24 protein-coding genes are annotated in these 26,359 nt (G+C 61.8%); 9 read left to right on the top strand and 15 right to left on the bottom strand.

What is annotated here, in order from left to right:
- Positions 1 to 378: 378 nt before the first annotated feature.
- Positions 379 to 1,119, bottom strand: coding sequence for a phosphatase PAP2 family protein (locus I5S59_RS23390; RefSeq protein WP_197878680.1), 741 nt, complete (start codon positions 1,117 to 1,119; stop codon positions 379 to 381).
- Between the two features lie 224 nt (positions 1,120 to 1,343).
- Between I5S59_RS23390 and colR the strand changes: the two genes are divergently transcribed.
- The 5 genes from colR (at position 1,344) to I5S59_RS23365 (ending at position 5,073) form a co-directional block, all read left to right on the top strand.
- Positions 1,344 to 2,027, top strand: a complete 684-nt coding sequence (colR, locus tag I5S59_RS23385) for a two-component system response regulator ColR (RefSeq protein WP_128323927.1) — start codon at positions 1,344 to 1,346, stop codon at positions 2,025 to 2,027.
- Positions 2,017 to 3,315 carry a sensor histidine kinase gene (locus tag I5S59_RS23380; protein ID WP_197878679.1) on the top strand — a complete coding sequence of 433 codons (1,299 nt, stop codon included), beginning with the start codon at positions 2,017 to 2,019 and terminating at the stop codon, positions 3,313 to 3,315. The genes colR and I5S59_RS23380 overlap by 11 nt, the downstream gene beginning before the upstream one ends.
- Before the next feature lie 133 nt (positions 3,316 to 3,448).
- The gene (locus I5S59_RS23375) at positions 3,449 to 4,129 is read left to right on the top strand and encodes a class I SAM-dependent methyltransferase (protein WP_197878678.1); all 681 of its coding nucleotides are present in this window, start codon (positions 3,449 to 3,451) and stop codon (positions 4,127 to 4,129) included.
- Between the two features lie 6 nt (positions 4,130 to 4,135).
- Complete coding sequence (locus I5S59_RS23370) at positions 4,136 to 4,846, top strand: lipopolysaccharide kinase InaA family protein (RefSeq protein WP_197878677.1); 711 nt, start codon at positions 4,136 to 4,138, stop codon at positions 4,844 to 4,846.
- Complete coding sequence (locus I5S59_RS23365) at positions 4,846 to 5,073, top strand: hypothetical protein (RefSeq protein ID WP_197878676.1); 228 nt, start codon at positions 4,846 to 4,848, stop codon at positions 5,071 to 5,073. The genes I5S59_RS23370 and I5S59_RS23365 overlap by 1 nt, the downstream gene beginning before the upstream one ends.
- 60 nt (positions 5,074 to 5,133) lie before the next feature.
- Here I5S59_RS23365 and I5S59_RS23360 read toward each other — a convergent pair whose 3' ends face one another.
- The 9 genes from I5S59_RS23360 to I5S59_RS23320 form a co-directional block, all read right to left on the bottom strand.
- The gene (locus I5S59_RS23360; protein WP_197878675.1) at positions 5,134 to 8,181 is read right to left on the bottom strand and encodes a multidrug efflux RND transporter permease subunit; all 3,048 of its coding nucleotides are present in this window, start codon (positions 8,179 to 8,181) and stop codon (positions 5,134 to 5,136) included.
- 13 nt (positions 8,182 to 8,194) lie between these two features.
- Complete coding sequence (locus I5S59_RS23355; protein ID WP_197878674.1) at positions 8,195 to 9,337, bottom strand: efflux RND transporter periplasmic adaptor subunit; 1,143 nt, start codon at positions 9,335 to 9,337, stop codon at positions 8,195 to 8,197.
- 129 nt (positions 9,338 to 9,466) lie between these two features.
- Complete coding sequence (locus I5S59_RS23350; RefSeq protein WP_197878673.1) at positions 9,467 to 10,564, bottom strand: DUF1513 domain-containing protein; 1,098 nt, start codon at positions 10,562 to 10,564, stop codon at positions 9,467 to 9,469.
- A gap of 2 nt (positions 10,565 to 10,566) precedes the next feature.
- On the bottom strand, positions 10,567 to 11,631 hold the full coding sequence (locus I5S59_RS23345; protein WP_197878672.1) for an imelysin family protein: 1,065 nt from the start codon (positions 11,629 to 11,631) through the stop codon (positions 10,567 to 10,569).
- 14 nt (positions 11,632 to 11,645) lie between these two features.
- Positions 11,646 to 13,073 (bottom strand): di-heme oxidoredictase family protein, encoded by a 1,428-nt coding sequence (locus I5S59_RS23340; RefSeq protein WP_197878671.1) that lies wholly within the window; start codon positions 13,071 to 13,073, stop codon positions 11,646 to 11,648.
- Positions 13,074 to 13,235: 162 nt separating this feature from the next.
- Positions 13,236 to 14,567 carry an imelysin family protein gene (locus tag I5S59_RS23335; RefSeq protein WP_197878670.1) on the bottom strand — a complete coding sequence of 444 codons (1,332 nt, stop codon included), beginning with the start codon at positions 14,565 to 14,567 and terminating at the stop codon, positions 13,236 to 13,238.
- A gap of 148 nt (positions 14,568 to 14,715) precedes the next feature.
- Positions 14,716 to 16,797 (bottom strand): putative bifunctional diguanylate cyclase/phosphodiesterase, encoded by a 2,082-nt coding sequence (locus I5S59_RS23330; RefSeq protein ID WP_420066472.1) that lies wholly within the window; start codon positions 16,795 to 16,797, stop codon positions 14,716 to 14,718.
- Between the two features lie 237 nt (positions 16,798 to 17,034).
- Positions 17,035 to 17,631 (bottom strand): superoxide dismutase, encoded by a 597-nt coding sequence (locus tag I5S59_RS23325; RefSeq protein ID WP_107026376.1) that lies wholly within the window; start codon positions 17,629 to 17,631, stop codon positions 17,035 to 17,037.
- 188 nt (positions 17,632 to 17,819) lie between these two features.
- On the bottom strand, positions 17,820 to 18,419 hold the full coding sequence (locus I5S59_RS23320; RefSeq protein ID WP_197878668.1) for a LysE/ArgO family amino acid transporter: 600 nt from the start codon (positions 18,417 to 18,419) through the stop codon (positions 17,820 to 17,822).
- Between the two features lie 123 nt (positions 18,420 to 18,542).
- Between I5S59_RS23320 and I5S59_RS23315 the strand changes: the two genes are divergently transcribed.
- From I5S59_RS23315 to I5S59_RS23305, 3 genes are all read left to right on the top strand, one after another.
- Positions 18,543 to 19,433, top strand: coding sequence for a LysR family transcriptional regulator ArgP (locus I5S59_RS23315; RefSeq protein ID WP_197878667.1), 891 nt, complete (start codon positions 18,543 to 18,545; stop codon positions 19,431 to 19,433).
- A gap of 49 nt (positions 19,434 to 19,482) precedes the next feature.
- Positions 19,483 to 20,478 carry an NAD-dependent epimerase/dehydratase family protein gene (locus I5S59_RS23310; RefSeq protein WP_197878666.1) on the top strand — a complete coding sequence of 332 codons (996 nt, stop codon included), beginning with the start codon at positions 19,483 to 19,485 and terminating at the stop codon, positions 20,476 to 20,478.
- 88 nt (positions 20,479 to 20,566) lie between these two features.
- Complete coding sequence (locus I5S59_RS23305) at positions 20,567 to 21,409, top strand: ATPase (RefSeq protein ID WP_197878665.1); 843 nt, start codon at positions 20,567 to 20,569, stop codon at positions 21,407 to 21,409.
- An 82-nt stretch (positions 21,410 to 21,491) separates the two neighbouring features.
- Here I5S59_RS23305 and I5S59_RS23300 read toward each other — a convergent pair whose 3' ends face one another.
- The 3 genes from I5S59_RS23300 to I5S59_RS23290 are packed head-to-tail and all read right to left on the bottom strand — an operon-like array spanning position 21,492 to position 24,043.
- Positions 21,492 to 22,541 carry an alkene reductase gene (locus tag I5S59_RS23300; protein ID WP_197878664.1) on the bottom strand — a complete coding sequence of 350 codons (1,050 nt, stop codon included), beginning with the start codon at positions 22,539 to 22,541 and terminating at the stop codon, positions 21,492 to 21,494.
- A 16-nt stretch (positions 22,542 to 22,557) separates the two neighbouring features.
- A complete protein-coding gene (locus tag I5S59_RS23295; RefSeq protein ID WP_197878663.1) occupies positions 22,558 to 23,727 on the bottom strand; it encodes an MFS transporter in 1,170 nt (389 codons plus the stop codon).
- A 13-nt stretch (positions 23,728 to 23,740) separates the two neighbouring features.
- A complete protein-coding gene (locus tag I5S59_RS23290; RefSeq protein WP_038607345.1) occupies positions 23,741 to 24,043 on the bottom strand; it encodes an ArsR/SmtB family transcription factor in 303 nt (100 codons plus the stop codon).
- 153 nt (positions 24,044 to 24,196) lie between these two features.
- Here I5S59_RS23290 and I5S59_RS23285 point away from each other — a divergent pair, with 153 nt between their 5' ends.
- Positions 24,197 to 24,778 carry an ACP phosphodiesterase gene (locus tag I5S59_RS23285; protein WP_197878662.1) on the top strand — a complete coding sequence of 194 codons (582 nt, stop codon included), beginning with the start codon at positions 24,197 to 24,199 and terminating at the stop codon, positions 24,776 to 24,778.
- Here I5S59_RS23285 and I5S59_RS23280 read toward each other — a convergent pair.
- Positions 24,775 to 25,563 carry a lysophospholipid acyltransferase family protein gene (locus I5S59_RS23280; RefSeq protein ID WP_197878661.1) on the bottom strand — a complete coding sequence of 263 codons (789 nt, stop codon included), beginning with the start codon at positions 25,561 to 25,563 and terminating at the stop codon, positions 24,775 to 24,777. The two genes, I5S59_RS23285 and I5S59_RS23280, sit on opposite strands and share 4 nt — an antisense overlap.
- Positions 25,563 to 26,318 (bottom strand): L-ornithine N(alpha)-acyltransferase, encoded by a 756-nt coding sequence (gene olsB / locus I5S59_RS23275; protein WP_197878660.1) that lies wholly within the window; start codon positions 26,316 to 26,318, stop codon positions 25,563 to 25,565. Before olsB ends, I5S59_RS23280 begins: the two co-directional genes overlap by 1 nt.
- Between the last annotated feature and the right edge of the window lie 41 nt (positions 26,319 to 26,359).

Here is a 26,359-nt window from a genome sequence, read left to right as displayed (position 1 = left end):
TCGCTGTTGATCTTGATCTTGATCTTGATCTTGATCTTGATCCGGCTTTTGATCTTGATCTTCAAGCACGTCGGTTCAGACGCCGCAGACTGCGACTTCAGGAGGCTGAGTGGAGGTGCCTGTAGGGGCAGTGCGCAGCACCTTCGGCGAAGCCGAAGACGCGAGATGTAGACTTGGCGAAGCAAGTCGTAGGCCGCGTGGCCCCGGAAGGTGCCGGAGGGAAGGAACCCGGAGCGCAGCGTAGGGCCGTATGCAGGAGCGAGCGGTTTTGCCTACTTTGTCCAAGAAAAAAGTAGGCCGCCGTAAGGGCGGAAGGGGCCGGTAGCCGCGCCACACCGAATGGATAAGCTCACAGAAACCCAACCCAAGAAACAAAGATCAAGAAGTCTGTTGTTGCAGCGTTTGCGCCGACGTGGTTGGAACCGGCACAGGCTTGCGATACAGCACCCAGTGGTAACAACCCAGGCTGATCAACCAGCAGAACACCGCCGTCCACACGTTGTGCGAGAAGAAGTGCGCCCCTTGCAGCATGCGTCCAATGGAAAACACGGTGCCCAGGGTAAAGGCAAACAGCAACGTCGCCCGCGCCAGGCGAGGACGCCGGTCACGCAACGCAAAGAACAGCGCGAACAGGGTAAAGCCTGTGGCCGCATGACCGCCGGGCCAGCAACGGCCTGGTTTATCCGTATCAGGGCGAACGCTCAGCAGTTCACTGTAGGTTTCCTTGCCGCCGAACTCCTTCAGGCTCCACGGGCATTGCACCGCAGTCACTGCCTTGACCGGCGTAACAAAGCTGGTCGACAGTGCCATGGCCAGGACCAGATAGCCCAGTTCGCGGCGCCAGCCTTTGAGCCGGTGCCAGAAGAAGCTGGAAATGAACGCTACAATCGCTCCCAGGCTGAGGGCGATTACCGCCTGCTTGGCGCGATCGTGCAGGATGTCTTCGAGGAAGTAACTGTGTCGGCCAATGAACTCACCGGCAACCGGGTCGAAGGCCAGCTTGGCCAGGTCCATGTCCAGGGAGGTAAGCTCCAGCAGGATGAGGGTCAGGGCTGTCACCAGGGGGATCCCCAGGGTAATCCAGGGATTGAGCGGGCGCGAAAACTCAGGTCTGGGCATGGCATATCCAGGCGGGTCGAAAGGGCGGACCCGACCGGCAAACCGTGCCGGGTAGCAGCGTGAGGCAATGACCGGCGATTCTGCGTCAGCCTCCATCGCTTGTCCGTGAAGGCTCGGTGAAAAAAACGTTAACTGGCAATAAAGTTTGTGCGGCCTAGCCTCACACTGCCGATGGTCGTAAAGTGCGCCTGCCAAGCAGGCAAAAGCCCTGGACGGGAGACTCCATGCGAATTCTACTGGTTGAAGACAACCGCGATATCCTTGCCAACCTGGCAGACTACCTGGGCCTTAAAGGCTACACCGTCGACTGTGCCCAGGATGGACTGTCGGGTCTGCACCTGGCAGCCACTGAACATTACGACCTGATTGTGCTCGACATCATGCTGCCGGGTATCGATGGCTATACCTTGTGCAAACGCCTGCGCGAGGATGCGCGCCGGGACACCCCGGTGATCATGTTGACCGCCCGCGACCAGCTTGATGATCGCTTGCAAGGGTTTCGTTCGGGCGCCGACGACTACCTGCTCAAGCCGTTTGCCCTGTCGGAGCTGGCGGCCCGCATCGAGGCGGTATTGCGCCGGGCCCAGGGCGGTGGACGACGCACCTTGCAGGTCAGCGACCTGACGTATGACCTCGACACCCTTGAGGTCACGCGCAGCGGCAAACTGCTCAAGCTCAACCCGGTGGGCCTGAAGCTGTTGGCGGTGCTGATGCAGAAAAGCCCTCATGTATTGCGCCGCGAAGTGCTTGAAGAGGCGCTCTGGGGCGATGATTGCCCGGACAGCGACAGCTTGCGCAGCCATGTCCACCAACTGCGTCAGGTGATCGACAAACCGTTTGAAAAGCCCTTGCTGCATACCGTCCACGGCGTCGGCTATCGCCTGGCCGAGGGCCGTGATGGAGTTTAAGCAGAGCCTTGCCCAGCGCATCATCATTGCCTTTGCCCTGATGAGTGCGCTGGTGGCCGGTGCGTTCGCATTCGGTATCGTTGCCACCGTGCACCTGGTGGAAGAACGCTTGATTTCCGCCGTGCTCGGGGGCGACCTGCAACGCCTGTTGCGGATGGACAGTGTCAATGACTGGAGCCACAGGCCCCGCCCTGACCAGCTGTTTTATTACAGTGGCGGGCGTGACGAGTATGAGCTGCCCAAGGACTTGCGCCACCTGACGCCGGGTTTTCACGAAGTCTTCCGTGAACAGCTGTCCTATCACGCCATGGTCGAGATAGTCGACGGGCGGCGCTATGTACTGCTGCAGGACCAAAGCGATTTCGAAGAGCGTGAACGGGTGCTGTTTGCCATCGTCGTGGTGGGCTTTGTGCTCAGCCTGGCGCTGGCGGTGTTTCTTGGCTGGGTGCTGGCGCGTCGGGTCATGGCGCCGGTGATCCGCCTGGCGCGTCAGGTGCGTCATCGCGACCAGTTGTTGGGCCTGGCACCGCCACTGGCACCGGATTATGCCGCCGACGAAGTCGGTCAGCTGGCAGTGGCCTTCGACGACACCTTGGGGCGCCTGCGCGATGCCTTGAGCCGCGAGCGCCTGTTCACCAGCGACGTGAGTCATGAGCTGCGCACCCCGCTGATGGTACTCGCCAGCTCCTGTGAGCTGTTGCTGGTCAACCCGAACATCGAGCCGCGCGTCCGTTCGCAGATCGAACGTATCGCCAGGGCCACCGAAGAGATGCAGGAGCGGGTCAAGACCTTCCTGATGCTCGCCCGCGCCCAGCGCGATGAAGGCGCGGTAGCATCACGCGCGACGATCAAGGAAGTGGCAGACGACCTGATCGGTGTATGGCGAGATGCAATCGAGCAGAAAGGCCTGGTGCTGGAATACGATGCTTCGATTGCGTCGCCGACCCTGTACAACGCCACCTTCCTGCAAGCGGTGATGGGCAATCTGCTGCGTAACGCGGCGCATTACACCGATTATGGTTTCATTCGCCTGACCCTTGAACCCTTGGGCTTTCGCGTCGAAGACAGTGGCGTGGGGATTCCGGAAGAACAGCACGAAGCGATGTTCCGGCCCTTTGTCCGCGGTGATGAACGTCGTGGGGAGGGACTTGGCCTGGGGCTCTCGCTGGTACAGCGTATCTGTGACGATCAGGGGTGGGCAGTGAGCCTGTCGTCAATGGCGCCCAATGGTTGTTGTTTCCATGTCGACCTGCGGTATGGGGCGAAAAGTCTGCTGGAGGCGGAGTGAGGCGCCGGGCGCTGAGTGCTTGGTTACTTCCTGTAACTTATCTGCGCTTTTCTAACGAATTTTTCACATTCGCATGACCTGACGACAACGCTTGCCCCCCTAAATTGGGGGAATTGGAGTCAGGAGATGCACCATGCGTAGCCCCATCAAACTCGAGTTTTCCGAAAAGTACGACCAGCAACACGCCCAGGAATACTTTCTCAAGCATCAGGATGGCCTGGCTCGGCGCCTGTCGCACCAGCGTGACGAACAATTGGCCCGCCGCGCCCTGGCGCTGGTCGGCGAACCGGGGCTGGTGCTCGACCTGCCGTGCGGGGCTGGTCGCTTTTGGCCACTGTTGGCAGAAAAGCCTAATCGCGTAATCATTGGTGCGGACAATTCCGAGGCCATGCTGGAAACTGCCAGCAAATCCCAGCCGGCGCATATCGTCGAGCGGGTACGGACCTTGCAGACTTCTGCGTTCGCGATCGATTTGCCAGACAACTCGGTCGACAGCATTTTCTGTATGCGCCTGATGCACCACATCGGTGAAGCCGCGCATCGGAAGACAATTCTCTCTGAATTTCAGCGAGTTACCCGTGACAGCGTGATTCTGTCGCTGTGGGTCGACGGTAATTTCAAGGCCTGGCGCCGGAAAAAACTGGAAGAACGTCGCTTTGCCAAAACCGGTGAAGCCAGTTATCAGAACCGTTTTGTGTTACCGGTTGCCACGGTTGAGAAGGAATTTCAGGAAGCCGGTTTCCGGATTCAGGAACGTTTGGACTTTTTGCCGTTCTATGCCATGTGGCGAGTTTACGTATTGCGTAAGGGGTAGTAGTGGATGGCGGTAGAGCGCTTGGTAACAACGACGGGAAACAGCCGTTTTGACCATTTCTGGCAGCAGCAAGGGGAGTGGGTAGAAGAACCCAACCAGCGTCGGGGTGGGGAAAGTGGCGTTCAGCGTCTGAACGATGAAAACGGTCAGGTGCTGTATTCCAAGCGTCAGATTGGCCATATCTACCGCAGTTTTCTGCACCCGTTCGGCCGTCCGACGGTGTTGCGCGAGTATGAGGCAATCAACAGCTTCGAACAGCTGGGTGTACGCGTGCCGCACATTGTGTATTGCGGCGTAGAGCGTGATGCCGACCGTCAATGGCGGGCGCTGCTGGTCAGCGAGGCACTCGATGGCTTTGAGGACGCCGACAACTGGTACGCCAATGGTGCACGCGAGCGTTACAGCGAAGCCCTGCACGAGCGCATGCTGCAGGACCTGGCCCAGAACCTGGCACGCATGCACCGTGGTCACTGGCAGCACGGTTGCCTGTACGGCAAGCACATCTTCATCAAGGTGATCGGTGAGGGCGAAGAAGCCCGTGCCGAAGTGGCGCTGCTGGACCTGGAAAAGTGCCGGCGGCGCATCAGCCGGCAGCGCGCAGCCGCGCGCGACCTGAAACAACTGAAGCGCCATTCGTCATTCAATGACGCAGAATGGCGCAAGCTGCTCTACTTTTACCAGATGGCGTTTGGCAGCGCTGTCAAAGGTTTAGGTTAATGAAACTAGAAATAGCTCGAGGTTTGTTTCTGGTGGCGGCGTTGGCGGTGGCTACCGTTGCCGTCGCTGCTTGGGAAGAACCGGGACCCGTTGTGTTCAGCCATGCCGACAAGGCGTTGCAGTGCCCATTGCCCAGGTTGGTCAAACCCCAGGTCGACGCCAAGCCAGACCATGACCTGCTGTTGCTGTTGTTTGGTCTCAGCCAGGGTGCACGCGGGCAGAGTTGACGCATCATGATGTTCCACACAAGGCCTCGTCAGTGACGAGGCCTTTTTGCGTGTGCAAGGTCAGCTCGTCTGTGTTTGCGCATGCGGCACGTGTGCTTGTGCCAGCAGGGTATACACGCAGGGCAAGACGAACAGGGTGAACAGGGTGCCCACCGACATGCCGGTGGCGATCACCGTGCCGATATCGAAGCGACTGACCGCCCCGGCCCCGGTCGCCAGAATCAGCGGCACCATGCCGAATACCATGGCAGCGGTGGTCATCAGCACCGGCCGAAGTCGAATCGCCGCCGCTTCTTCAACCGCTTCACGGGCACTCAGGCCCTTGTGCTCGCGCAGCTGGTTGGCAAACTCGACAATGAGAATGCCATGTTTGCTGATCAGGCCGATCAGTGTCACCAGGCCGACCTGGGTGTAGATGTTCATGCTGGAAATGCCCAGGAACAGTGGAATCAGTGCGCCGCAGATCGACAGCGGCACGGTCACCAGGATTACCAGCGGGTCGCGGAAGCTTTCGAACTGGGCCGCCAGTACCAGAAAGATGATCGCCAGCGCCAGGCCAAAGGTCACCCACAGCGAACTGCCTTCCTGAACGTACTGGCGAGCGGCACCGGCATAATCAAACGCATAGCCTTGCGGCGCCTCTTCGCGGGCAATGGTGCGGATGGTATCCAGCGCCTCGCCCATGCTGACCATCGGCACCCCCTGGATCAGGGCCGAGTTCAACTGCTGGAACTGGTTAAGCTGACGCGGCCTGGCCCGGTCGCTGACGGTGATCAGGGTCGACAGTGGCAGCATCTGCCCTTGCTGGTTTTTCACGTAATAGTTGCTTAGCCAGGAGGGGTTGTCCCGGTAGGGGCGCTCTACCTGGGCGATGACTTTGTAACTGCGGCCATCGATGGTGAACCGGTTGATTTCTGCCTCGCCGAGCAGGGTTGCCAGGGTACCCCCGAGGGCATCCATGGAAACGCCCATCTGCGCGGCCTTGGCGCGGTCGATGTCGACCACCACTTCCGGCTTGTCGAAGGCCAGGTCGATGTCGAGGAAGGCGAACTTGCCCGAGGCCAGGGCGCGTTCCTTGACCCGGTCAGCGATCCCCAGCAACAGTTCGTAGTCATTGGGTGTGTTGATCACGAACTGGAAGGGCAGGCCTTCACCGGTGCCGGGCAGCGATGGCAGGTTGAAGCCGAATATCTGCAGGCCGCTGATGCCTTCGAGTTTGCTTTGTACCAGCGGCAGCAGCTCCATTTGCGTGCGGTCGCGTTCGTTCCAGGGCTTGAGCAGAAAGCCGCCAATACCCGACTGCACGCCGTTGAAACCGTTGATCTGGAACGAGGAGTAGTACTCGGGAAAGGCTTTGAAGATGCTGATGAATTCGTCGGTGTAAGTGTTCAGGTAGTCGAGGTTGGTGGGCTGCGGGGCGGTGGCCATCATGAAAATGATGCCCTGGTCTTCATCGGGTGCCAGTTCATTCTTGCTGAACATCATGAACACCGGAATCAGGCACAGGACGATGACGGCAAACACCAGGACCACCGGCCGGGTATTGAGGGTGGCATGCAGGAGTTTCTGGTAGCGCACCTTGAGGCCTTCGAACATCAGGTCGAGGCGATGCGCCAGGCCGCTGGGATTCTGGTCGTGGCGCAGCAGCACCGAACACATCATCGGCGACAGGGTCAGGGCAACGATGCCGGAAATGACCACCGCCCCGGCCAACGTCAGCGCGAACTCCTTGAACAGGGCGCCAGTGAGCCCCTGCAGAAAGCCGATGGGCGCATATACGGCCGCCAGGGTAATGGTCATCGAGACCACTGGCATGGCGATCTCCCTGGCGCCCTCCAGGGCCGCCTCGGTCGGCGTTTTACCTTCTTCGATGTGTCGGTGGATGTTTTCCACGACGACGATGGCATCGTCGACCACCAGGCCAATGGCCAATACCATGGCCAGCAGGGTCAGCAAGTTGAGCGAATAGCCCATCAACTGCATGAAAAACAGCACGCCGATCATCGACAAGGGGATGGTGACCACCGGGATCAGCACCGAACGCAGGGCGCCGAGGAACAGGAACACCACGACAATGACGATCAGCACCGCTTCGAACAGCGTCTTGATCACTTCGTCGATAGAGGCCTGGATGAACAGGGTGGCGTCATAGGCGATAGAGGCTTTCAGGTTGGGCGGCAGCTGGCTTTCCAGTTCGGGAACCAGCTTGCGCACCTCCTTGATCACCTCCAGCGGGTTGGCGCTGGGTGCCGCCTTGATGCCGATATACACCGACGGGGTGCCATCGAAAGAGCTGACGGTGTCGTAGTTCTCCGCGCCCATCTCGACCCGGCCGACGTCTCCGAGCAGCACCCGGCTGTCACCACTGACCTTGAGCGGGATCTTGGCGAAAGCTTCGGCGGACTTCAGGTCGGTGGTGGCGTTGATGCTGGTGACGATGTACTCGCCTTTCACTTCGCCGGCGGCCGAGAGAAAGTTGTAGCGCCTGACGGCATCGGTCACTTCGTTGGCACTTAATCCATAGCCGGCCAGTTTTACCGGGTCGATCCAGATCCGCATGGCGAACAGCTGGTTGCCGAGAATCTCCGCTTCGGCCATGCCCGGCAGGGTGGCCAACTTGGGCTGGATTACCCGCGACAGGTAGTCGGTGATCTGCGGGTTGCTCAGTTCGCTGCTGTAGAAGCTGATATACATCAGCGCCGAGGCATCGGCCGCTTCCTTGTTCAGCACCGGGTCTTCGGCGTCTTGCGGCAGTTTGTTCTTGACCTCGTTGGCCTTGGCCAGCAGTTCGGTGAAGAGGCGATCGGTGTCGGCGCCGATCCGCGCATAAATCGAAATCACCGAGAAGTTCTGGCGGCTCACCGATGTCATGTAGTCAATGCCTTCGGCGCTGGCCAGGCTTTGCTGCATGGGCTGTGTGATATAGCCCTGGATGGTTTCGGCGTTGGCTCCGGGGTAGGCGGTGGTGACCGTGATCAGGGCGTTTTCCATCTGTGGATACTGACGGATCGACATCGTGCCCCAGGCATGAAACCCCAGCAGCACGATCAGCAGGCTGACCACGCAGGCCAGCACCGGACGACGAATGAACGGATCGGTAAAAGCCATGACGCATCCTCGATCAGTCGGCGGGTTTGGGCTGGGTTTGCAGGGTCTTGTCCGGGGTAATGCGGATGGCTGCGCCCTGGGTCAGTTTCAGCTGGCCTGCGGTCACCACCTGTTCGCCGGCCTGTAGCCCTTTGCTGATCACCACCAGGCCATCGCGGCGCTCGCCGGTGTCGACAAAGCGCCGCTCGGCGATCAGTTGCGGCTGGCCGTCGGCGTCTTTATGCACCTGGCCGTCTTCGGGTTTTTTTTCCACAGCCACATACACCGAGTTGCCATACAGGGTGTAGGTCACCGCGCTTTCCGGCACGACCACCGCCGGCTTGGGATCTGGCAGCAACACTTGCAGGCTGCTGAACATGCCGGGCAGGAGCTTGCCGTCCGGGTTGGCCAGGGTGGCGCGTACCTGCACGTTGCGGGTGCTGTCTTCGACTTTCGGGTTGATGGCGCTGATGCTGCCTGGGAAGGTCTGCTGCGGGTAGGCCGCGACACTCACCAGCACCTGCTGGCCAATGCTCAACTGGGGGATGGCCTGCTCGGCCACGAAGAAGTCGACATACAGGCTGCTCAAATCCTGCAGGGTGGCGATCACCGTACCACTGGCCAGGTATTCACCGACGTCGACCTGGCGGATACCGATGGTGCCGCTGAAGGGCGCGCTGATGCTTTTTTTCGCCAGCGAGGCCTTGAGCTGATCGACGACGGCCTTGTTGCGCTTGTACTGCGCGTTGAGGCGATCGTATTCGCCGCGGGAAATGGCCTCGCTGCCCACCAGCTGGCTGCCGCGATTGAAGTCGACCTGGGCCAGGCCAAGGTCTGCCTGGGCAGTACCCAGCAAGGCGGTTTCGACATCACTGTCCAGTTGCAACAGCGGTTGCCCCTTGCGGACCTGCTGCCCGGACTCGAACTGCAGCGCCTTCACCGTGCCGGCAATTTCCAGGCTCAGGTCGACCCCTTGCAGGGCCGTGAGGCTGCCGACTGCGGGCAGGCGGTTTTGCCAGGCGCGCTCGCTGGACGCGGTGGCCGCCACGCTGATGGGCGGCTTGGGCGCCGAGAACATCTGGACCTGCTGATAAATGGAGAACGCCTTGTAGCCCCCCAGGATCAGCACGAGCAGCACAACAACACCTAACATGATCAGCATGCGGCGGCGGAGCATAGTCCAGTTCCTTGGATACGATTTATTGTTCGTTCTGCACGACCACGGGCGATCCTGCCCACGTGCGCTGTAGCCGAATATTACCCCTTTGACCGGGTCTGAGAAGCCTGTGTTCCCGGCTATTTAAGCTCAGGTCAGGTGCAGGTGGTTGTCCCACAGCCCGGAGGGCAGTTGCAGCGGCTGGCCGATCAGTTCGCTTTTGCGGCAATCGTAGAGCCGGCAACGCCCCTGGCCCGAGGTCACGACAAAGCCGTCTGCCACCGCGCCGACGCCAGCGCAGTCGGGCATGGGCGCCTCGAGGCGAACCTGGGCGGTGTCCAGGTCCCAGATGAACAGGCGGTTGGCCCGTGGTGCGGTGAGGGCGACCAGGCGCAGCTCACTGTGAATCGCCACGCTCGCGGTGTAGTGAGCCATTGCCTGCAGTTGCTGCTCGGCCACCGGGAAGGCCGTAAAGGGCTGCCCGGGACGCTTGATGGCAATCAGCTCGGCGGTGTCGTCGCTGGCGCCCATGTATTGCTGGCCGGCGACAATTGTGCCGTCCGCAGCAATCGCCAGGTGGCGCACGCTGTTCATTTGCTGCGGCAGCAGTTCCTTGCTGAGCAGGGTGCCGTTACGCTGCATCAGCACCAGGCTCGGCTCCATGGCGTTGAGGTTCATTTCCACGCGGCTTTCGGCCTCGGTGCGGATACCGCCATTGGCCACCACCAGGGTCTCGCCATCGGGCATCCACGACACCTGGTGCGGGCCGATGCCGTGGGTAGAAATCTCGCCGCTGTGCTGCAGGCGCTCGCCATCGAAACGGTAGACACCAAGTACGCCACGGCCGGGGTCGGTGGTGTCGTTTTCGGTGGCATACAGCCATTCGCCGCTTTTATGGATTACCGCGTGTCCATAGAAGTGGCGGTTCGGCTGGGAACGAATGGTCTGCAGAAGACGGCCGTCGCGCAGGTCGACCAGGTAGCTTTCGGTACCTGGGCGGCGGGCGACGAACAGCGCAATCGGCTGCTCGGGGTGGTTGATGATGTCATGGCAACGCTGGGCCACCTCGGTGGCAAACACCTGGGTGCCGTCCAGGCGATAGCCGACGGCATAGTGCTTGCCGTCGCTGTCGTCGCGCGCCGAGAGCAGCAGCGGGCTGCCGCTCTTGCCGCGGAACAGGGTCCAGCCGCCCAGAGTAAGGGCGCTGAGCAGAACGCTACCGAGTTTCAGAGCCTGGCGTCGCAGCATGATCAGTCACCGTCGTTGGCGTTGAAGCCCAGTTGAATGCCCAGCGCCTTGGCCAGTTCGCCTTCGTGCAGGCGGTGGACGGCGTTGAGGCTGTCGTAAATGGCATTGAGCTGCTGGCGGCCGGCTTCGTCGTCGAGCAGTTCGGTGAGCGACTTCTGATTGCTGCTCAGCAACTTCAGGGCGTCAGCGTAAGCTGCGTCGATCTTGTCGGCCAGGGCTTTCTGGTCTTTGCCCAGCAGTCCGCGCAGGCCCTGGTTGTCGACACCGACCCACACGGTTTGCGCAGCGTTCAGGCTGGCTTCCAGGCTTTTCAGCGAAGAGTGGCTGCGCCAGGCTTCGGCTTGCAACGGCTGAGGAATGCCTTTGCTCAGGCGACCCATTGGCGCGCCGAGTTTCTTCTTCAGGGTGTCCAGCGCGGTGACCTGGGCACGCAGCACGTCAGCGATGGCTTCGTGTGAGTCGGCATAACGCTGGTTGGGGAACTTGGTCATCTGCGACAGCATGCCGTCGGTGTTGTTCCAGTCTTTGAGGATCTCTTCGGCCAGGGCCTTCTGGTGCTCGCCGATGGCCACCAGCAGCGGGCAGTAACGGGCCTTCTGCTCGGCGTTGGCGGCGTCCGGCTTGCTGTCGAAGAGGATGTACTCGTAGGCGGAAAGGCCACGCACCACGACGCTGGACTTGCTCAGGCTGGCGGCATCGATCGGCTTGTCGCCATTGACCAGTTGTTCGACCTGGCGGCCGACGAGGTTTTTCTTGTCGGGCCAGAACTGCACCTGCCAGGCACGGTTGCCTTCAGCCAGCGGGCCGATCAACAGGGGTTGCAGTTCGGCCCAGGCTTTTTGTGCATGCAGAAAGTCGGCGCGGGCGGTCGCCAGGTCAGCCTTGCCTTCGCAGAACGCCAAGGCACTGACAGCCAGTTGGCGGTCGGCTTCAACCCAGCGGCTGTAGGTCGGCAGGATCACCTGCTTGGCGATCGCCGCAGAGGTCACCGCTTGCGGGTCCTGAGGCGAGCAGGCGCCGAGGGCGAGGGCGGCGAGGCTGGTGAACAACAGTTTGGGTCGGAACATGCCCGGCTCCTTGCTTAAAGTGAATTCAGGAACGCCAGCAACGCTGCACGCTGCTCGGCATTGAAGGTCAAAACGTGTTGCTTGGCCGCTTCCGCTTCACCGCCGTGCCAGAGCACAGCCTCAAGCAGATTGCGGGCGCGGCCATCGTGAAGAAACTGAGTGTGGCCGCTGACCGTCTCGTTCAGGCCGATGCCCCACAGTGGTGGGGTGCGCCAGTCCTGGCCCGAGGCGGCGAATTCGGTGCGGTTGTCTGCCAGGCCCGGCCCCATGTCATGCAGCAGCAGGTCGCTGTAAGGGCGGATGAGCTGGTTGGCCAGCTCCGGCTCGGCGGCATCCGCAGCGGTGGTAAAGCTTGGGGTGTGGCAGCTTTGGCAGCCGGCCTGATGGAACAGGTTTTTACCGTCCAGCACCTGGGGCGAGTCGACATCCTGGCGGATCGGTACGGCCAGGTTGCGGGTATAGAACAGCACCAGGCGCAGCAGGTTGTCGCTGACTTCCTGTTCGCCATTGGCACCATTACCGTTGGGCGCGTTCAGGCAATCGACCTGTGACGGGGTGCAGTCATCCATCGGCCGCAGGCTGGTGGTCAGGCCCATGTCGCCGGAGAAGGCGTGCACATTCTGCTGGTTGAGGTTCGGTTGCCCGGCTTTCCAGCCGAAACGGCCCATGACGGTCTTGCCCTGGGCGTCGTCCCAGACCTGGTTGGCACGGCCGCGAATACCATCACCATCACGGTCGTCGGGGTCGGCGTTGGCCAGCAGGGCGGCCTCGGGGATGGCTTCGAGCAGGCCCAGGCCGATCATTGGCGGCGCGATGCGGGCGGAAAACCGCGTGTCGGCATGCATCGGGCCGTAGCCCAGCTGAGTGATTTGCAGTTGTGGCTGGCGCAGTTCGACCCGGGTGCCGTCCTTGAAGGTCACGGGCACCGGGGTGTAGTCGACACGTACCTTGCCTTCGGGGGCAACACCGGGCACAGCCATGTCCTGCAGCTGGCCGCCATATACCGGCTCGGGAACGATGCCCAACTGTTCAATGACCTTGGCGTACTGCGGCTGGTCAGGGATCGACAGGCGTACCAGCATCGACACGGCGTTGCTGGCATTCGGGCCGGGCGGGTGACCGCGACCGTCCTTGATGTGGCAGTTCTGGCAGGCATTGGTGTTGAACAGCGGCCCCAGGCCATCGCGGGCGGTGGTGGTCGACGGGGCGATCACCCAGGGGTTGCGAAAGAAACTGTTGCCGACGCTGAAGTCCAGGCGCCGGCTCGGCGCGAGGTTGGCCGATGGCATGGAGTAGGCGTTCTGGTCGCGCTTGTTCACCGTTGCCTTGCCGCCGCCCAAGGCTTCGCCCGGTTCAGCCTGAGTGAAACGCGGGGCGTCATCACAGGCGACCAGGGCAGTGGCCAGAAGCAGTGGGCTGAGTCGGAGCAGCAACGAAGACATCCAGGGTCCTGAACTTGAGCAAAAAACCGGCGTGCAAGCTTAGCAGGCTCAAGATCTTGGAATAAGAGGGATTTGCGTTTGCCAGATGAAATCGTTCATTCAACGGCGGCCATCGGGCAAAAAAAAGACGACCCGAAGGTCGCCTTTCTTACACTCGATCCATCAGAACTCGTGATCGGCGGTGTCCGGGTTCAGGTTGGCGATACCCAGCTTGCCCGCAGCTTGCTCGATAGCACCGGTCTGCTTGACCAGGGCGGCGATGGCATCACGCACGATCTGATTGCCGGCAGCGTTGTCGGCAGCGATCAGCTGGTCGTAGTGCTCGCCCTTGGCGGCATGGTCAACCATCACCTGGATCTTGGCTTCGGTAGCTTCCAGATCAGCCTTGAGCGTGGTGTCGGTCGCAGGGTCAACCTTGGCAACCAGCGACGACAGGCTTGGGCCGGTCAGCTTGGTGCCGTCGGCGCGGGTGTACTCGCCCAGGTAGACGTTGCGGATGCCTTTGGCGTCGTAGAAGTGCGAGTTGTGGGTGTTGTCGCTGAAGCAGTCCTGCTCGTCTTCAGGGGAGTTGGCTTCCAGGGAAACCTTCATGCGCTCGCCCGCCAGTTCGCCCAGCGACAGGCTGCCCATGCCGAACAGCATTTTGCGCAGGCCGTCGGTGACAGGTTCGGCTTCCAGCGTGGCACGGTAGTTGTCGGCAACGTCCGGCTTCCAGTTGCCGACCATTTCTTCCAGGTCGCTGACCAGCAGTTGGGTCACGGCCTTCAGGTAGGCGCGGCGACGCTCGTTGTGGCCGCCGGTGGCGCCTTTGCCTTCGAGGTAGTCAGAGGCCGGGCGGGCGCCCGCACCTGGGCCGGTGCCGTTGAGGTCCTGGCCCCAGAGGAGGAATTCGATGGCGTGGTAGCCGGTGGCAACGTTGGCTTCGGAGCCGCCCAGCTCGTTGAGGCTGGCCAGTTTTTCCGGGGTGATGTCCTTGACGTCGACTTTGTCTTCGCCCACCTGGATCTCGGTGTTGGCGATGATGTTGGCCGCTGCACCCGGGTTACCCAGGGCGTGCTCGTAGCTGGCGTCGACGTAGTCGATCAGGCCTTCGTCCAGCGGCCAGGCGTTCACCTGACCTTCCCAGTCGTCGATGATGGTGTTGCCAAAGCGGAACACTTCGCTTTGCAGGTACGGCACGCGTGCGGCGAACCAGGCAGCTTTGGCAGCCTTCAGGGTGTCGTCGTTCGGCGTGGCGAGGAAAGCGTCGATGGCGGTCTGCAGGGTTTTCGCGGTGCTCAGCGAGTCGCTGTAGACAGCGTGGACCATGTCGGCGTAATGCTTGACCACTGCCTTGGCAGCAGCTTCGTCTACCGCGCCTGCAGCCGGGGCTGCAGCGGTGGCAGCCGGGGCCTGGGCTTGCGGTGCCGCGGCCTTGTCCTTGCTGTCGCCGCAACCGGCGAGGGAGATGGCAATGGCCAACAAACTGGCGGTGGCCAGAGGCATACGATTCATGGCGAATTCCTGCGTCGAGAGGTTGGACAGGCGTACGGAGGTACGCAAAACTGCAACATAATGCGAAAGATTTGCATTTTGTGTAAAGGGGGAGGCACGTAAATATTCAATTGCGTGTATGCGCCCTTGAGTTCAATGCTGGCGGGGGTTACAGAATCGAAACCTGGTTGCGTTGCGCCTGTTTCAGAAACACTGTCAGCTCGCGGGCAGGCAGAGGCTTGCTGTAGTGATAACCCTGACCTTCATGGCAGCCCTGGGCAATGATGTAGGCCTCCTGCTCGGCTGTTTCCACGCCCTCGGCGATTACTTGCATGCCCAGGCTCTTGCCCAGCTGGATGATGGCGCGAACGATGGTGGCATCGTCGTCATCGTCGAGCAGGTCCTGGACGAAGCTCTTGTCGATCTTGATCTTGTCCAGCGGCAGTGACTTGAGGTAACTGAGCGACGAGTAGCCGGTACCGAAGTCGTCGATGGCGATCATCGCACCGGAGCGGCGCAGGCTGAGCAAATGCTGGGCAGCGGTACTGATGTCTTCCATCAGGCCGGTTTCGGTAACCTCCAGTTCCAGGCTGCGCGGCGGCAGGCGGTAGATCTGCAGCAGGTTGTTGACCACCCGTGGCAGTTCGTTGTGGTGCAATTGCACAGTGGACAGGTTGACCGCCATGCGCAACTCGCTGAAGCCCTGGTCGTGCCATTCGCGCAGTTGCCTGCAGGCCTGGTCGAGCACCCATTCACCGATGGTGATGATGTTGCCGTTCTGTTCGGCCAGGGGAATGAACTGGTCGGGTGGAACCATGCCCAGCTCCGGGTGCTGCCAGCGCAGCAGGGCCTCGACCCCGACCACGCGATGATCGCGGTAGCTGATTTGCGGCTGGTAGACCAGAAACAGCTGATTGCGCGGCAGGGCTTCGCGCAGGTCTTTTTCCAGCTCGCGACGGCGGCGCATTTCGCTGTCGACGCTGGCGATGTAGAACTGATAGCGATTGCGCGAGCGGGTCTTGGCCAGTGTCATGGTCTGCTCGGCTTTTTGCAGCAGCTTTTCCGTACTGTCGCCATCTTCCGGGAACAGGGTGATGCCGATGGTGGCGCGCAGGCGAATTTCCTGGTGGTCGAGGGCGAAGGGCGCTTCCAGATCATCCAGAATGCTTTGTGCCAGTTCGGCCGCCTCGTAGGGCTGTTCGATATCGGCCTGGACCAGGGCGAACTGGTCGCCACCCAGGCGTGCCAGGGCGCCGAGGCGGCCACTGTGGGCACGCAGGCGATCCGCCAGGGCCAGCAGTAACTGGTCGCCGGTCTGGTAACTGAACTGTTCGTTGATGCCTTTGAAGTCGTCGAGGCCCACACACAGCACGGCAACCCGTCGCTGCAGGCGACCGGCGTCAACGAGGATCTTGTCCAGTTGCTGCTGCAGTTGCTGACGATTGGGCAGTCCTGTGAGGAAGTCGTACTGGGCCATGCGCAGCAGGCTGTTCTCGGCTTCGTGACGCAAATGGGTATTGCGTTCGATCGAGGCGAGCAACTGGTTGGCGGTGTTGACCCATATGCCCAGTTCGTTGCGCTCGTGGCCCTTGAGCAGCGGCAGCTGGTGCTGGCTGGGGCGGTCGGGGTTGATCTGGGTGAGGTGCTCGATGATCTTCGACAGCGGCTTGGTCAGCATCCAGTGGTAGACCAGGTACAACACCAGGCCCATGGCCAGCGCGCGTAGCACACCGGAGATGAAAATGATCACCGAGCTGACCAGAAAGCCCGCGCCATAGGCCGCGGTGTCGAGGGTGATGTTGAGGTCGCCGTAGTATTCGCTGTAGGGACCGCGGCCGACCAGCTGCGTGGAGAATGTGCGTTCCTGGCCAAGGATCAGGTCGGTAAGCCAGCGCGTTGGCGTCTCCTGCAACGGGCGGGTCTTTTCCGCCAGCATGGTTTCGTTGGGGTGGCCGATCGAGGCCATGCGCACGGACTCGTCCTGGAACAGCCCTTCCATGACCTGCATGCCCATTTCCTTGTCCAGGCTGTAGACCGCCTGGGTGGAAGGGTCGCGGAACATGTCGAGGATTCGCTGGGCGTCATTGGCCACTGCCTGACGGGTCTTGTAGGCATCGAAGACGATCTGCGCGCAACTGAGAACGACACCGACTGCCAGTGCCGAGAGCAGCACGACCCTGAGCAACTTGACCGATAAGCTGTTCTTGAGTTCCAGCTTCAATGGGGTTTCCTTAATCCATGCGCATGACATCATTTTGCCATCAAATTTGGCAATCCACTATCGGCCGTTGACAGAACACTCACCACCCACCGCTGTGCGTGTGCCTGCTGTCACTGTATCGGTTGCCCGGCCTTGCGACTTTAATTGCGAAAGCAATCTTCCCAACGTTTGATGTTAGCGTGGTATCAGCCCGGAGCAAGAGCCAGAGGCCAGCGCGCAGATGAAAAAAAACCCGGACAAGCCGGGTTTTTTTCTCACAGCTTTCGCTTAGGCAGTGAAGGTCTTGCCTTCGAACTGCTCAGCGACGAACTTCCAGTTAACCAGGTTCCAGAACGCCTCGACGTATTTTGGACGCAGGTTGCGGTAGTCGATGTAGTAAGCGTGTTCCCAGACGTCGCAGGTCAGCAGCGGGGTGTCGCCGCTGGTCAGCGGGCAGCCGGCGCCGATGGTGCTGGCCAGGGCCAGGGAACCGTCAGCTTTCTTCACCAGCCAGCCCCAGCCGGAGCCGAAGGTGCCAACGGAAGTCTTGGTGAACTCTTCCTTGAACTTGTCGAACGAACCGAACGCAGCGTTGATGGCATCAGCCAGGGCGCCGGTAGGCTGGCCGCCGGCGTTTGGTGCCAGGCAGTTCCAATAGAAGGTGTGGTTCCAGACCTGAGCGGCGTTGTTGAAGATGCCGCCGGAGGAGGACTTGACGATCTCTTCCAGGGTCTTGCCTTCAAACTCGGTGCCTGGCACCAGGTTGTTCAGGTTCACGACGTAGGTGTTGTGGTGCTTGTCGTGGTGGTATTCCAGGGTTTCCTTGGAAATGTGCGGCTGCAGGGCGTCGTGTGCGTAAGGCAGCGGCGGCAATTCAAAAGCCATGGTGATTCTCCTAATCAGGTCTGTTGCGGTGAGCGCAAGGCCGATCACGGGCGGCCGAATGTGCGTCGGGGAGTTTGTACTCTTTGCGACGCAAGGGCTGGATCATAGCACCGGGCCCTGTGCTTAACCACGCAACAACTGTATGGGAAAGAGGTTCCAGAGCCTTTGCCAACCGCAGACCAGCGGCCTCAGGTGAAGATCAGCTGGGCGGCCACGGCGAACATCATCACCGCCACCATCAAGTCCAGCAGGCGCCAGGTGCCCGGGCGTGCCAGCCAGGGGGCCAGCCAGGCGGCGCCCAGGGCGAGGGTGAAGAACCACAGCAGCGAAGCGCTGGCGGCGCCGGCCACGTAAGCGCCGGGCACTGTTTGCTGGGCGCCGAGCGAGCCGATCAGCAGCACGGTATCCAGGTACACATGAGGGTTGAGCAGGGTGACGGCCAGGGCGCTGAGCAGCACGGCCCGGCGTGAACGGATGCCCTGGCCTTCACTTTGTTGCAGGCTTTGTTGTGAACAGGCACGCATCAGGGCTTTGCTGCCGTACCAGATCAGGAACACCGCACCGCCCCAACGGGCGACGGCGAGCAGGGTCGGGTTTTGTGCCAGCACCGTTGCCAGGCCGAACACCCCGGCGGCCACCAGCAGGGCATCGCAGATCACGCACAGCGCCGCCACCGGCAGGTGATGTTCGCGGCGCAGGCTCTGGGCCAGGACGAATGCGTTCTGGGTGCCGATCGCCATGATCAGGCCGAAGGCGACCAGCAGGCCGTTCAGATAGCTTTGCCACATAGGGGACACTCCACAAACACCGGCAGGGCACCGGCGCAGAAAATCAAACAGGATGCTGGCTATTCTGGGGGCAAGCCTTGTATAAGAAAAACAAATAAAGCTGATCTGGCATTAGGAAAAATAATGTTCGATTACAAACTGCTTTCGGCACTGGCTGCTGTCATCGAACAAGCCGGTTTCGAGCGTGCGGCGCAGGTACTGGGGTTGTCGCAGTCGGCGATCTCTCAGCGCATCAAACTGCTTGAGGCACGGGTCGGCCAGCCGGTTTTGATTCGCGCCAATCCTCCCAGCCCTACCGATGTCGGGCGACGGCTGCTCAACCACGTGCAGCAGGTGCGCTTGCTTGAGCGCGACCTGCAAAGCCAGGTGCCGGCGCTGGACGAAGAGGGCTTGCCCGAGCGCTTGCGCATCGCCCTCAATGCCGACAGCCTGGCTACCTGGTGGGCCGGTGCGGTGGGGGCATTCTGTGCCGAGCAGCAAGTGCTGCTGGACCTGGTGGTCGAAGATCAGGAGGTCGGCCTCAAGCGCATGCGCGCCGGCGAGGTGGCGGCCTGCCTGTGCGGCAGCGAGCGCCCGGTGGCCGGTGCGCGCAGCCTGTTGCTGGGCGCCATGCGTTACCGTGCCCTGGCCAGCCCGGCCTTCATGGCGCGCTACTTTCCCGACGGTTTCGAGGCGGCGCGGTTGCCCCGCACCCCGGCACTGGTGTTCGGCCCGGATGATTTCCTCCAGCACCGCTACCTGGCCAGCCTGGGTATACAGGACGGTTTCCTGCATCACCTGTGTCCTTCTTCCGAGGGTTTTTTGCGCATGACCGAAGCCGGGCTAGGGTGGGGGCTGGTGCCGGAACTGCAGGTGCGTGAACAGCTGGCCGACGGCCGCCTGGTAGAAATTTCGGCGGATAAACCCATCGATGTGCCGCTGTACTGGCATCATTGGCGCAATGGCGGGCAATTGCTCAGTCAATTAACCGAGCATCTGCGACAGACGGCCCGGCATTGGCTGGTGCCCTTGTAAGGCCCGGCAGCGTCAGCAGCTTCTGAATATTGGTTAGGCGGAGTGGTACATGCGAATTCTGGTCACCGGCGCAAGCGGCTTCATTGGCGGGCGCTTTGCGCGTTTTGCCCTGGAGCAGGGCCTGGACGTCCGGGTCAACGGCCGGCGTGCCGAAGGCGTCGAGCACCTGGTGCGACGCGGGGCGCAATTCATCCCCGGAGACCTGAGCGACCCTGAGCTGGCGCGCCGCCTCTGCCAGGGGGTGGATGCCGTGGTGCACTGCGCCGGAGCGGTAGGGAACTGGGGACGCTACCAGGATTTCTACCAGGGCAACGTGGTGGTGACCGAAAACGTCGTCGAGGCGTGCCTCAAGGAACATGTGCGGCGTTTGGTGCACCTGTCTTCGCCGTCGATCTACTTCAATGGCCGCTCGCAGCTGAATATCCGCGAAGAACAGGTGCCCCGGCGCTTTCATGACCACTACGGGGCCACCAAATATCTGGCCGAGCAGAAAGTCTTCGGTGCCCAGGAGTTTGGCCTTGAGGTGCTGGCGTTGCGTCCGCGGTTTGTCACCGGGGCAGGGGATGTCAGCATTTTCCCGCGGCTGTTGCAGATGCAACGCAAGCGTCGCCTGGCCATTATCGGCAATGGCCTGAACAAGGTCGACTTCACCAGTGTGCAGAACCTCAACGAGGCGTTGCTCAGTGCCGTGTTCGCCGATGAAGGCGCCTTGGGCCAGGCCTACAACATCAGCAATGGTCATCCACTGCCGTTGTGGGATGTGGTCAACTATGTGATGCGCCAGATGCACCTGCCGCAGGTGACCCGCTACCGCTCCTATGGGCTGGCCTACACGGCAGCGGCACTGAACGAAGGCGCCTGCATGCTCTGGCCGGGTCGCCCGCAGCCGACGCTTTCGCGCCTGGGCATGCAGGTGATGAGCAAGGACTTCACCCTGGACATCAGCCGCGCCCGGCAACTGTTGAACTACCGACCCACCGTCAGTGTGTGGACGGCGCTGGACGAGTTCTGCGGCTGGTGGGGCGCTCAGCACCCGGGTAAGTGAACCTGGGGAATGCTTTGCGGTCGATGAGTGCGCCGTGTAAGCGGTTTATACTAGTGCCCATTTGCTATTACGGCGGTTGAAGGCTCCCATGCGTAACGATGCTCAAGACGATTTCGACAATGTCCCGACCTTGCGTGCGGTCACCCGTGACGACGATGACTTTGATCCGTTGCCTGCCGGGCATGGCCCGGTAAGCGCTGGCGCGCGCAAGGCGCCACGTGCCGCCAGTACCGGGCCCTTGTGGGCACTGCTGGGGGCGTCGTTCATCGCCCTGGCCGGGCTGGGCTGGTGGAGCTTTCAGCAGGTCTCGTTGATGGAGCAGCAACTGGTCGCCACCCAGGAAAGCTTTGCCCGCATCAGTGAGGATGCAGCGGGGCGTTTGCAGGCCATCAGCGGTAAAGTCGATGCCAGCGAAAGCAACGTCAATACCGGCAGTGAAGCGCTCAAGCTGCAGATTAAACAGCTGCAGGCCAGCCTTGCCGAGCAAGGCAAGCAGCAGCAAGGGGTGGCCGGGCAGGCGGGCGATCTGGGTAAACGACTGGAGCAGGTGTTGGCCCAGGCCAACGAGCAACAGGCGACCACGGCCAAATTGCAGGCCGAGTTGCAGGCGCAGCTCAAGGCCGTGAACGGTGAGTTGGCGGCGTTGAAAGCGGCTCAGGTGGACGGCGGCAAACTGGATGCACAGATCAGCAGCCTTACCAGCGATGTGGCTGCGCTGAAGAAGCAAGGCAACCCCAGTGCAGCCATTCAGCGTCTGGAGCAGGACCTGATTGTGCTCAAGAGCGAGCAGGAGAACCGCCCGGCGGCGCCTGCAGCCTCAGGCGCCTCGGTTGCCGAGTTTGATGCCTTTCGCGCGCAGATGACGCGCAACATCAACACCCTGCAAAGCCAGGTGCAGAACCTGCAGCAACAGATCAATGCTCGGCCTTGATTGAGGCGCGGGGCTCTTCGCGGGTGAACCCGCTCCCACAGGTCAGGTGCAATGGTTGAGGTTTGCACCTGACCGGTGAAATTCACATCCGCGGGTAGTCGATGTAACCGACCGGGCCCTTGGCGTAGAAGGTTTCCGGATGGGCCTGGTTCAGCGGTGCATCCGCAGCCAGCCGGGCCGGCAGGTCCGGGTTGGCAATGAACGGCACACCGAAAGCCACGGCATCGGCACGACCGCTGGCCAGCGAGGCATTCGCGGTGTCCTTGGTGAAGCGCTCGTTGACGATGTAGGGGCCGCCAAAGGCTTCCTTGATCAAGGGGCCGATGCTGTCATCGCCTTCTTTCTCACGTGAGCAGATGAAGGCAATTCCGCGCTTGCCCAGTTCACGGGCAACATACGTGAAGGTTTCGGCGCGATTGGCATCGCCCATGTCGTGCGAGTCGGCGCGTGGCGCCAGGTGCACACCGACGCGTTGTGCGCCCCACACATCGATGACCGCATCGGTCACTTCCAGCAGCAACCGTGCACGGTTTTCCAGCGAGCCACCGTACTGGTCGGTGCGCTGGTTGGTGCTGCTCTGCAGGAACTGGTCGAGCAGGTAGCCGTTCGCAGCATGCACTTCCACCCCGTCAAAACCGGCTGCCTTGGCGTTCTCGGCACCGGTACGGTAAGCCTCGACGATGTCGGCGATTTCTGCGGTTTCCAGGGCGCGCGGCGTCGGGTAGTCCGCCAGTGGACGCACCAGGCTGACGTGGCCCTTGGGCTGGATCGCGCTAGGCGCCACCGGGGTTTCGCCGTTCAGGTAGATCGGGTGCGAAATCCGCCCGACATGCCACAGCTGAAGGAAAATCCGCCCGCCAGCGGCGTGCACGGATTTGGTCACGTTGGTCCAGCCGCGCACCTGGTCGTTGGACCAGATGCCGGGAGTGTCCGGGTAGCCGACACCCATCGGGGTCACGGAGGTGGCCTCGCTGAGGATCAGCCCGGCGCTCGCGCGCTGTACGTAGTACTCGGCCATCAGGGCATTGGGTACGCGGCCTTCATCGGCGCGGCAGCGGGTCAGCGGGGCCATGATGATGCGGTTCGGCAGTTGCAGATCGCCGAGGGTGATGGGATCGAAAATAGTCGTCATAAATACCTCAGGCTTATCAGTGAGTCGCAGGTGCCAGTTCGGCCTTGTCGCCGCGCTGGTTGAAGGTGATCAGGGTGACGATCAGGGCCAGCACCGCCAGGGCGGCGGCAGCCAGGGGCACGCGGGTCAGGCCCAGTCCTTGTGCGATTACCGTACCGCCGACCCAGGCGCCCAAGGCATTGCCCAGGTTGAATGCGCCAATGTTCAGGGTCGATACCAGGTTGGGTGCGGCCTTGCCGAAGGTCACCACGTTGACCTGCAAGGCCGGCACGGCGGCAAAGGCAGCCGTGGCCCAGAGGAAGAGGGTGATCTCCGCCGGGATTACCGCAACGCTCGTCCAGCTGAGCGCGGTGGAGATCACTGCCATGCTGATGAACACGCCGATCAGGGTGGCGCTCAGGCGACGGTCTGCCAGCTTGCCGCCGAGAATGTTGCCCAGGGTCAGGCCCAGGCCGATCAGCAGCAGGGTCCAGGTCACGCCGGTGGGCGAAACGCCGGTGACATCGCCGAGCAAGGGCGCCACGTAAGTGAACAGTGCAAACATCGACGCCGAGAACAGCACGGTCATCGACAGCGACAGCCAGATACCTGCGCCTTTGAGGGCTGCCAGTTCGGCGCGCATGTCGAGTTTTTCCTCGTCATGGCGAAACGGCAGGAAGCGGATCAGGCCGATCAAGGCAATCACCCCGATCACCGTCACTGCCCAGAAGGTCGAGCGCCAGCCGTAGACCTGGCCCAGCGCAGTGCCCAGTGGTACGCCGAGGACGTTGGCCAGGGTCAGGCCGGTGAACATCAGGGCGACTGCTGAAGCGCGGCGGTTGGCCGGCACCAGGCTGGCAGCCACCACCGAACCGATGCCGAAAAATGCACCGTGACACAGGGCGGTCACCACGCGGGCGAACATCAGCAGGTTGTAATCGCTGGCCACCGCACACAACAGGTTGCCGACGATGAACACGCCCATCAGCGCGATCAAGGCCGCCTTGCGTGGCAGCTTTGAGGTGGCCAGGGCCATGACCGGCGCACCGAGGGCGACGCCCAGGGCGTAACCGGTGACGAGCCAGCCAGCACCGGGAATCGACACGCCGAGGTCCGCTGCAACATCGGGCAGCAGGCCCATGATGACGAACTCTGTGGTGCCGATGGCGAAGGCGCTGAGCGCCAGGATCAACAGGGAAAGGGGCATTGCAAGGTCCTTGTCAGAGCTCTTGGCTCATCTGCTTGAGGAAGGCCTGGATGGTTTCCTCATTGCGTTTGAAAAAGTGCCATTGCCCGATCTTCTGACTGCTGATCAGACCCGCACGTTGCAAGGTGGCCAGGTGGGCCGAGACCGTAGACTGCGACAGGCCGCAGCGTTGATCGATCTGGCCGGCGCAGACACCGTGTTCGGTGCTGTGGTGCTGGTCAGGGAATTGCACGTCCGGGTCTTTCAGCCAGTTGAGAATTTCTCGCCGTACTGGGTGGGCCAGGGCTTTTATTATTTCGTCGAGATCGAGAGGCATGGTTGGGCTCATGGTTGTGTAGCGGTATATCGCGATGAGCCGAAATATAAATCGGTATTTCGCGATATACAAATATGAAGAGGTTCTGAGCTCAGCGTAAATCGCTATATCGGGTTATAACGATATAGAGTGCGCTAGTGCTAGACTGGGCACATGAACTACCTCGCACACCTTCATCTCGGCGGCCAGCAGCCCGAGCAATTGCTCGGCAGCCTCTATGGCGATTTCGTCAAAGGGCCGCTGCAGGGCCGGTTTCCCTTGCCATTGGAAGCCGCGATCCGCCTGCATCGGCAGATCGATGTGTTCACCGACAGCCATCCGCTGGTCCATGAGGCCCTACGCCGTTTTCCCGCATCACGTCGGCGTTATGCCGGGATCATCCTCGATGTGTTTTTCGACCATTGCCTTGCTGTGCACTGGCAGGACTACAACGAGCAACCGTTGGAGCAGTTCACCGGCAGGTTCTATCAGGTGCTGACCACGCAAACCGATCTGCCCGGGCGCCTGGCGCAGATCGCACCGCACATGGCCGCCGATGACTGGTTGGGCTCTTACCGCGAGTTTGCGGTGCTCGGGCCGGTGTTTCGCGGCATCGCCCGGCGCCTGTCGCGCCCCGAGGGCATGGAGGGTGCGCTGGAGGAAGTCGAGGCGTTGTACACGCCCTTGAGCGAAGATTTCCGCGCGTTTTACCCCGAACTACAGGCCTTCGCCGGGAAGGCCCTGACTCAGGGTTAGGCCGCCTTGGCCCGGCGCTGCGGCTCGGCGGCGGGGGTTTGAGCACCGAACAGCGCGACCTGCACCGCTTGTTGCGCTTTGTAGGCCAGGGCCGCGCGCTCTTCGCCGGCGCTTGCAATGGGCGTCAGCAGCTGGATCTCCACCTCGGCGCAGTCATGGGCAAACAGACGCATCAGGTGCGACAGCAGGTCGTCATCGCCGATGAACGGTGCGACCAGATCCGCTTTTCCGTCGCGCAGGTAGCGTAGCGCGACCGGCTGCAACGGCACCTGGCAGTCGATGGCACTGGCCAGCAAGCGCCCGTGAAAGGTGCGCAGGCCGCGGCCATCGGTGGTGGTGCCTTCGGGAAAGATCAACAGTGCGCAGGCCTGCTGCAGGTGCTGGCTGATCTGTTGGCGCAGCATCTGGCTGTCGCTGCCGCCACGACGAATGAACAGGGTACCGGCCTTGAGCGCCAACCAGCCGGCCACCGGCCAGCTGCGTACTTCGGCCTTGGACAGGAACGACAACGGCGCGAGCATGCCCAGCAGGGGGATGTCGGTCCAGGACACATGGTTGCTGACCCAGAGCATCGGCTGTTGTGGCAGTTGGCCGCTGACCCGGACCTTGAAGGGCAGGGCGTTGCTGAGCTTGCGCATGAACAGCTGCGACCAGCGTTGGCGGCGCTCGGCCGAGGCCGGAACCTGCAAGCGCTCATAAAGCGTGAACACCGCCGCCATCGCCAACCCGAACAGCACCACCAGCATCACCCGCAGGACGCGTGCCATGACGCGCAGGCGCAACATCAGACGGCCGCCTTGAAGTGGCGGGCGTAACGCGGGCAGAGCTCGTCGCGCTTGAGCAGAATGAAAACGTCGGCAACCTGGAAGTCTTCATCCCAGCAGGGTTCGCCGCAGATTTTCGCCCCCAGGCGCATGTACGCTTTGAGCAACGGCGGCATCTCGGCAATGACGTTGCCCGGCAGGGCCAGGTTCGGCAGCGGCTTTTTCGGTTCGGCGCGCAGGTGCTCGGTGCACATGTAGCGCTCGCGCAGGCGCTGCATGACCGCGTGGGCCTGCACGCCGCCGTCCTGCATGGGGATGCTGGCGCAACCCATCAGGTAGCTGTAGCGGCCCTCATTGAGCACCTCGGCCAGTTCGCCCCAGAGCACGGCGATGGTGCCACCGTTGCGGTAGGCCGGGTCGACGCAGGTACGGCCCAGTTCGAGGATCGGCCCTTGCAGGTGACCCAGGCCGTGCAGGCTGAATTCTTCTTCGCTGTAGAAACGGCCCAGGCTGTTGGCGGCCTGGTGGTCGAGCAGGCGGGTGGTAGCAACCAGGCGCCCGCTGTTCAGATCGCGTACGCCGATATGCCGGCAGTGAATGTCGTAGTCGTCCATGTCCAGGCCCAGCTCGGCGCCTTTGAGTTTGGCCTTGAACTCACCGCTGAATACGCTGAAACGCAGGGCCTGTGCTTCTTGCAGGGCGGCGGGGCCGACCAGGCGTTCGGCTTGCAGACGGCGTTCAGTGCTGTTGTCGCCAGAGCGTGCGATCCGAGTCATTGCGAGTCTCCGTAAGCCAGCCATGGGGTTGCGGCCGGTCA

The organism is Pseudomonas alkylphenolica, from assembly GCF_016009175.1.
In the GTDB taxonomy this organism is placed as follows: domain Bacteria; phylum Pseudomonadota; class Gammaproteobacteria; order Pseudomonadales; family Pseudomonadaceae; genus Aquipseudomonas; species Aquipseudomonas alkylphenolica_B.
Note: the sequence above shows the minus strand (reverse complement) of the source record. Positions and strands in the feature narration are given on the sequence as shown.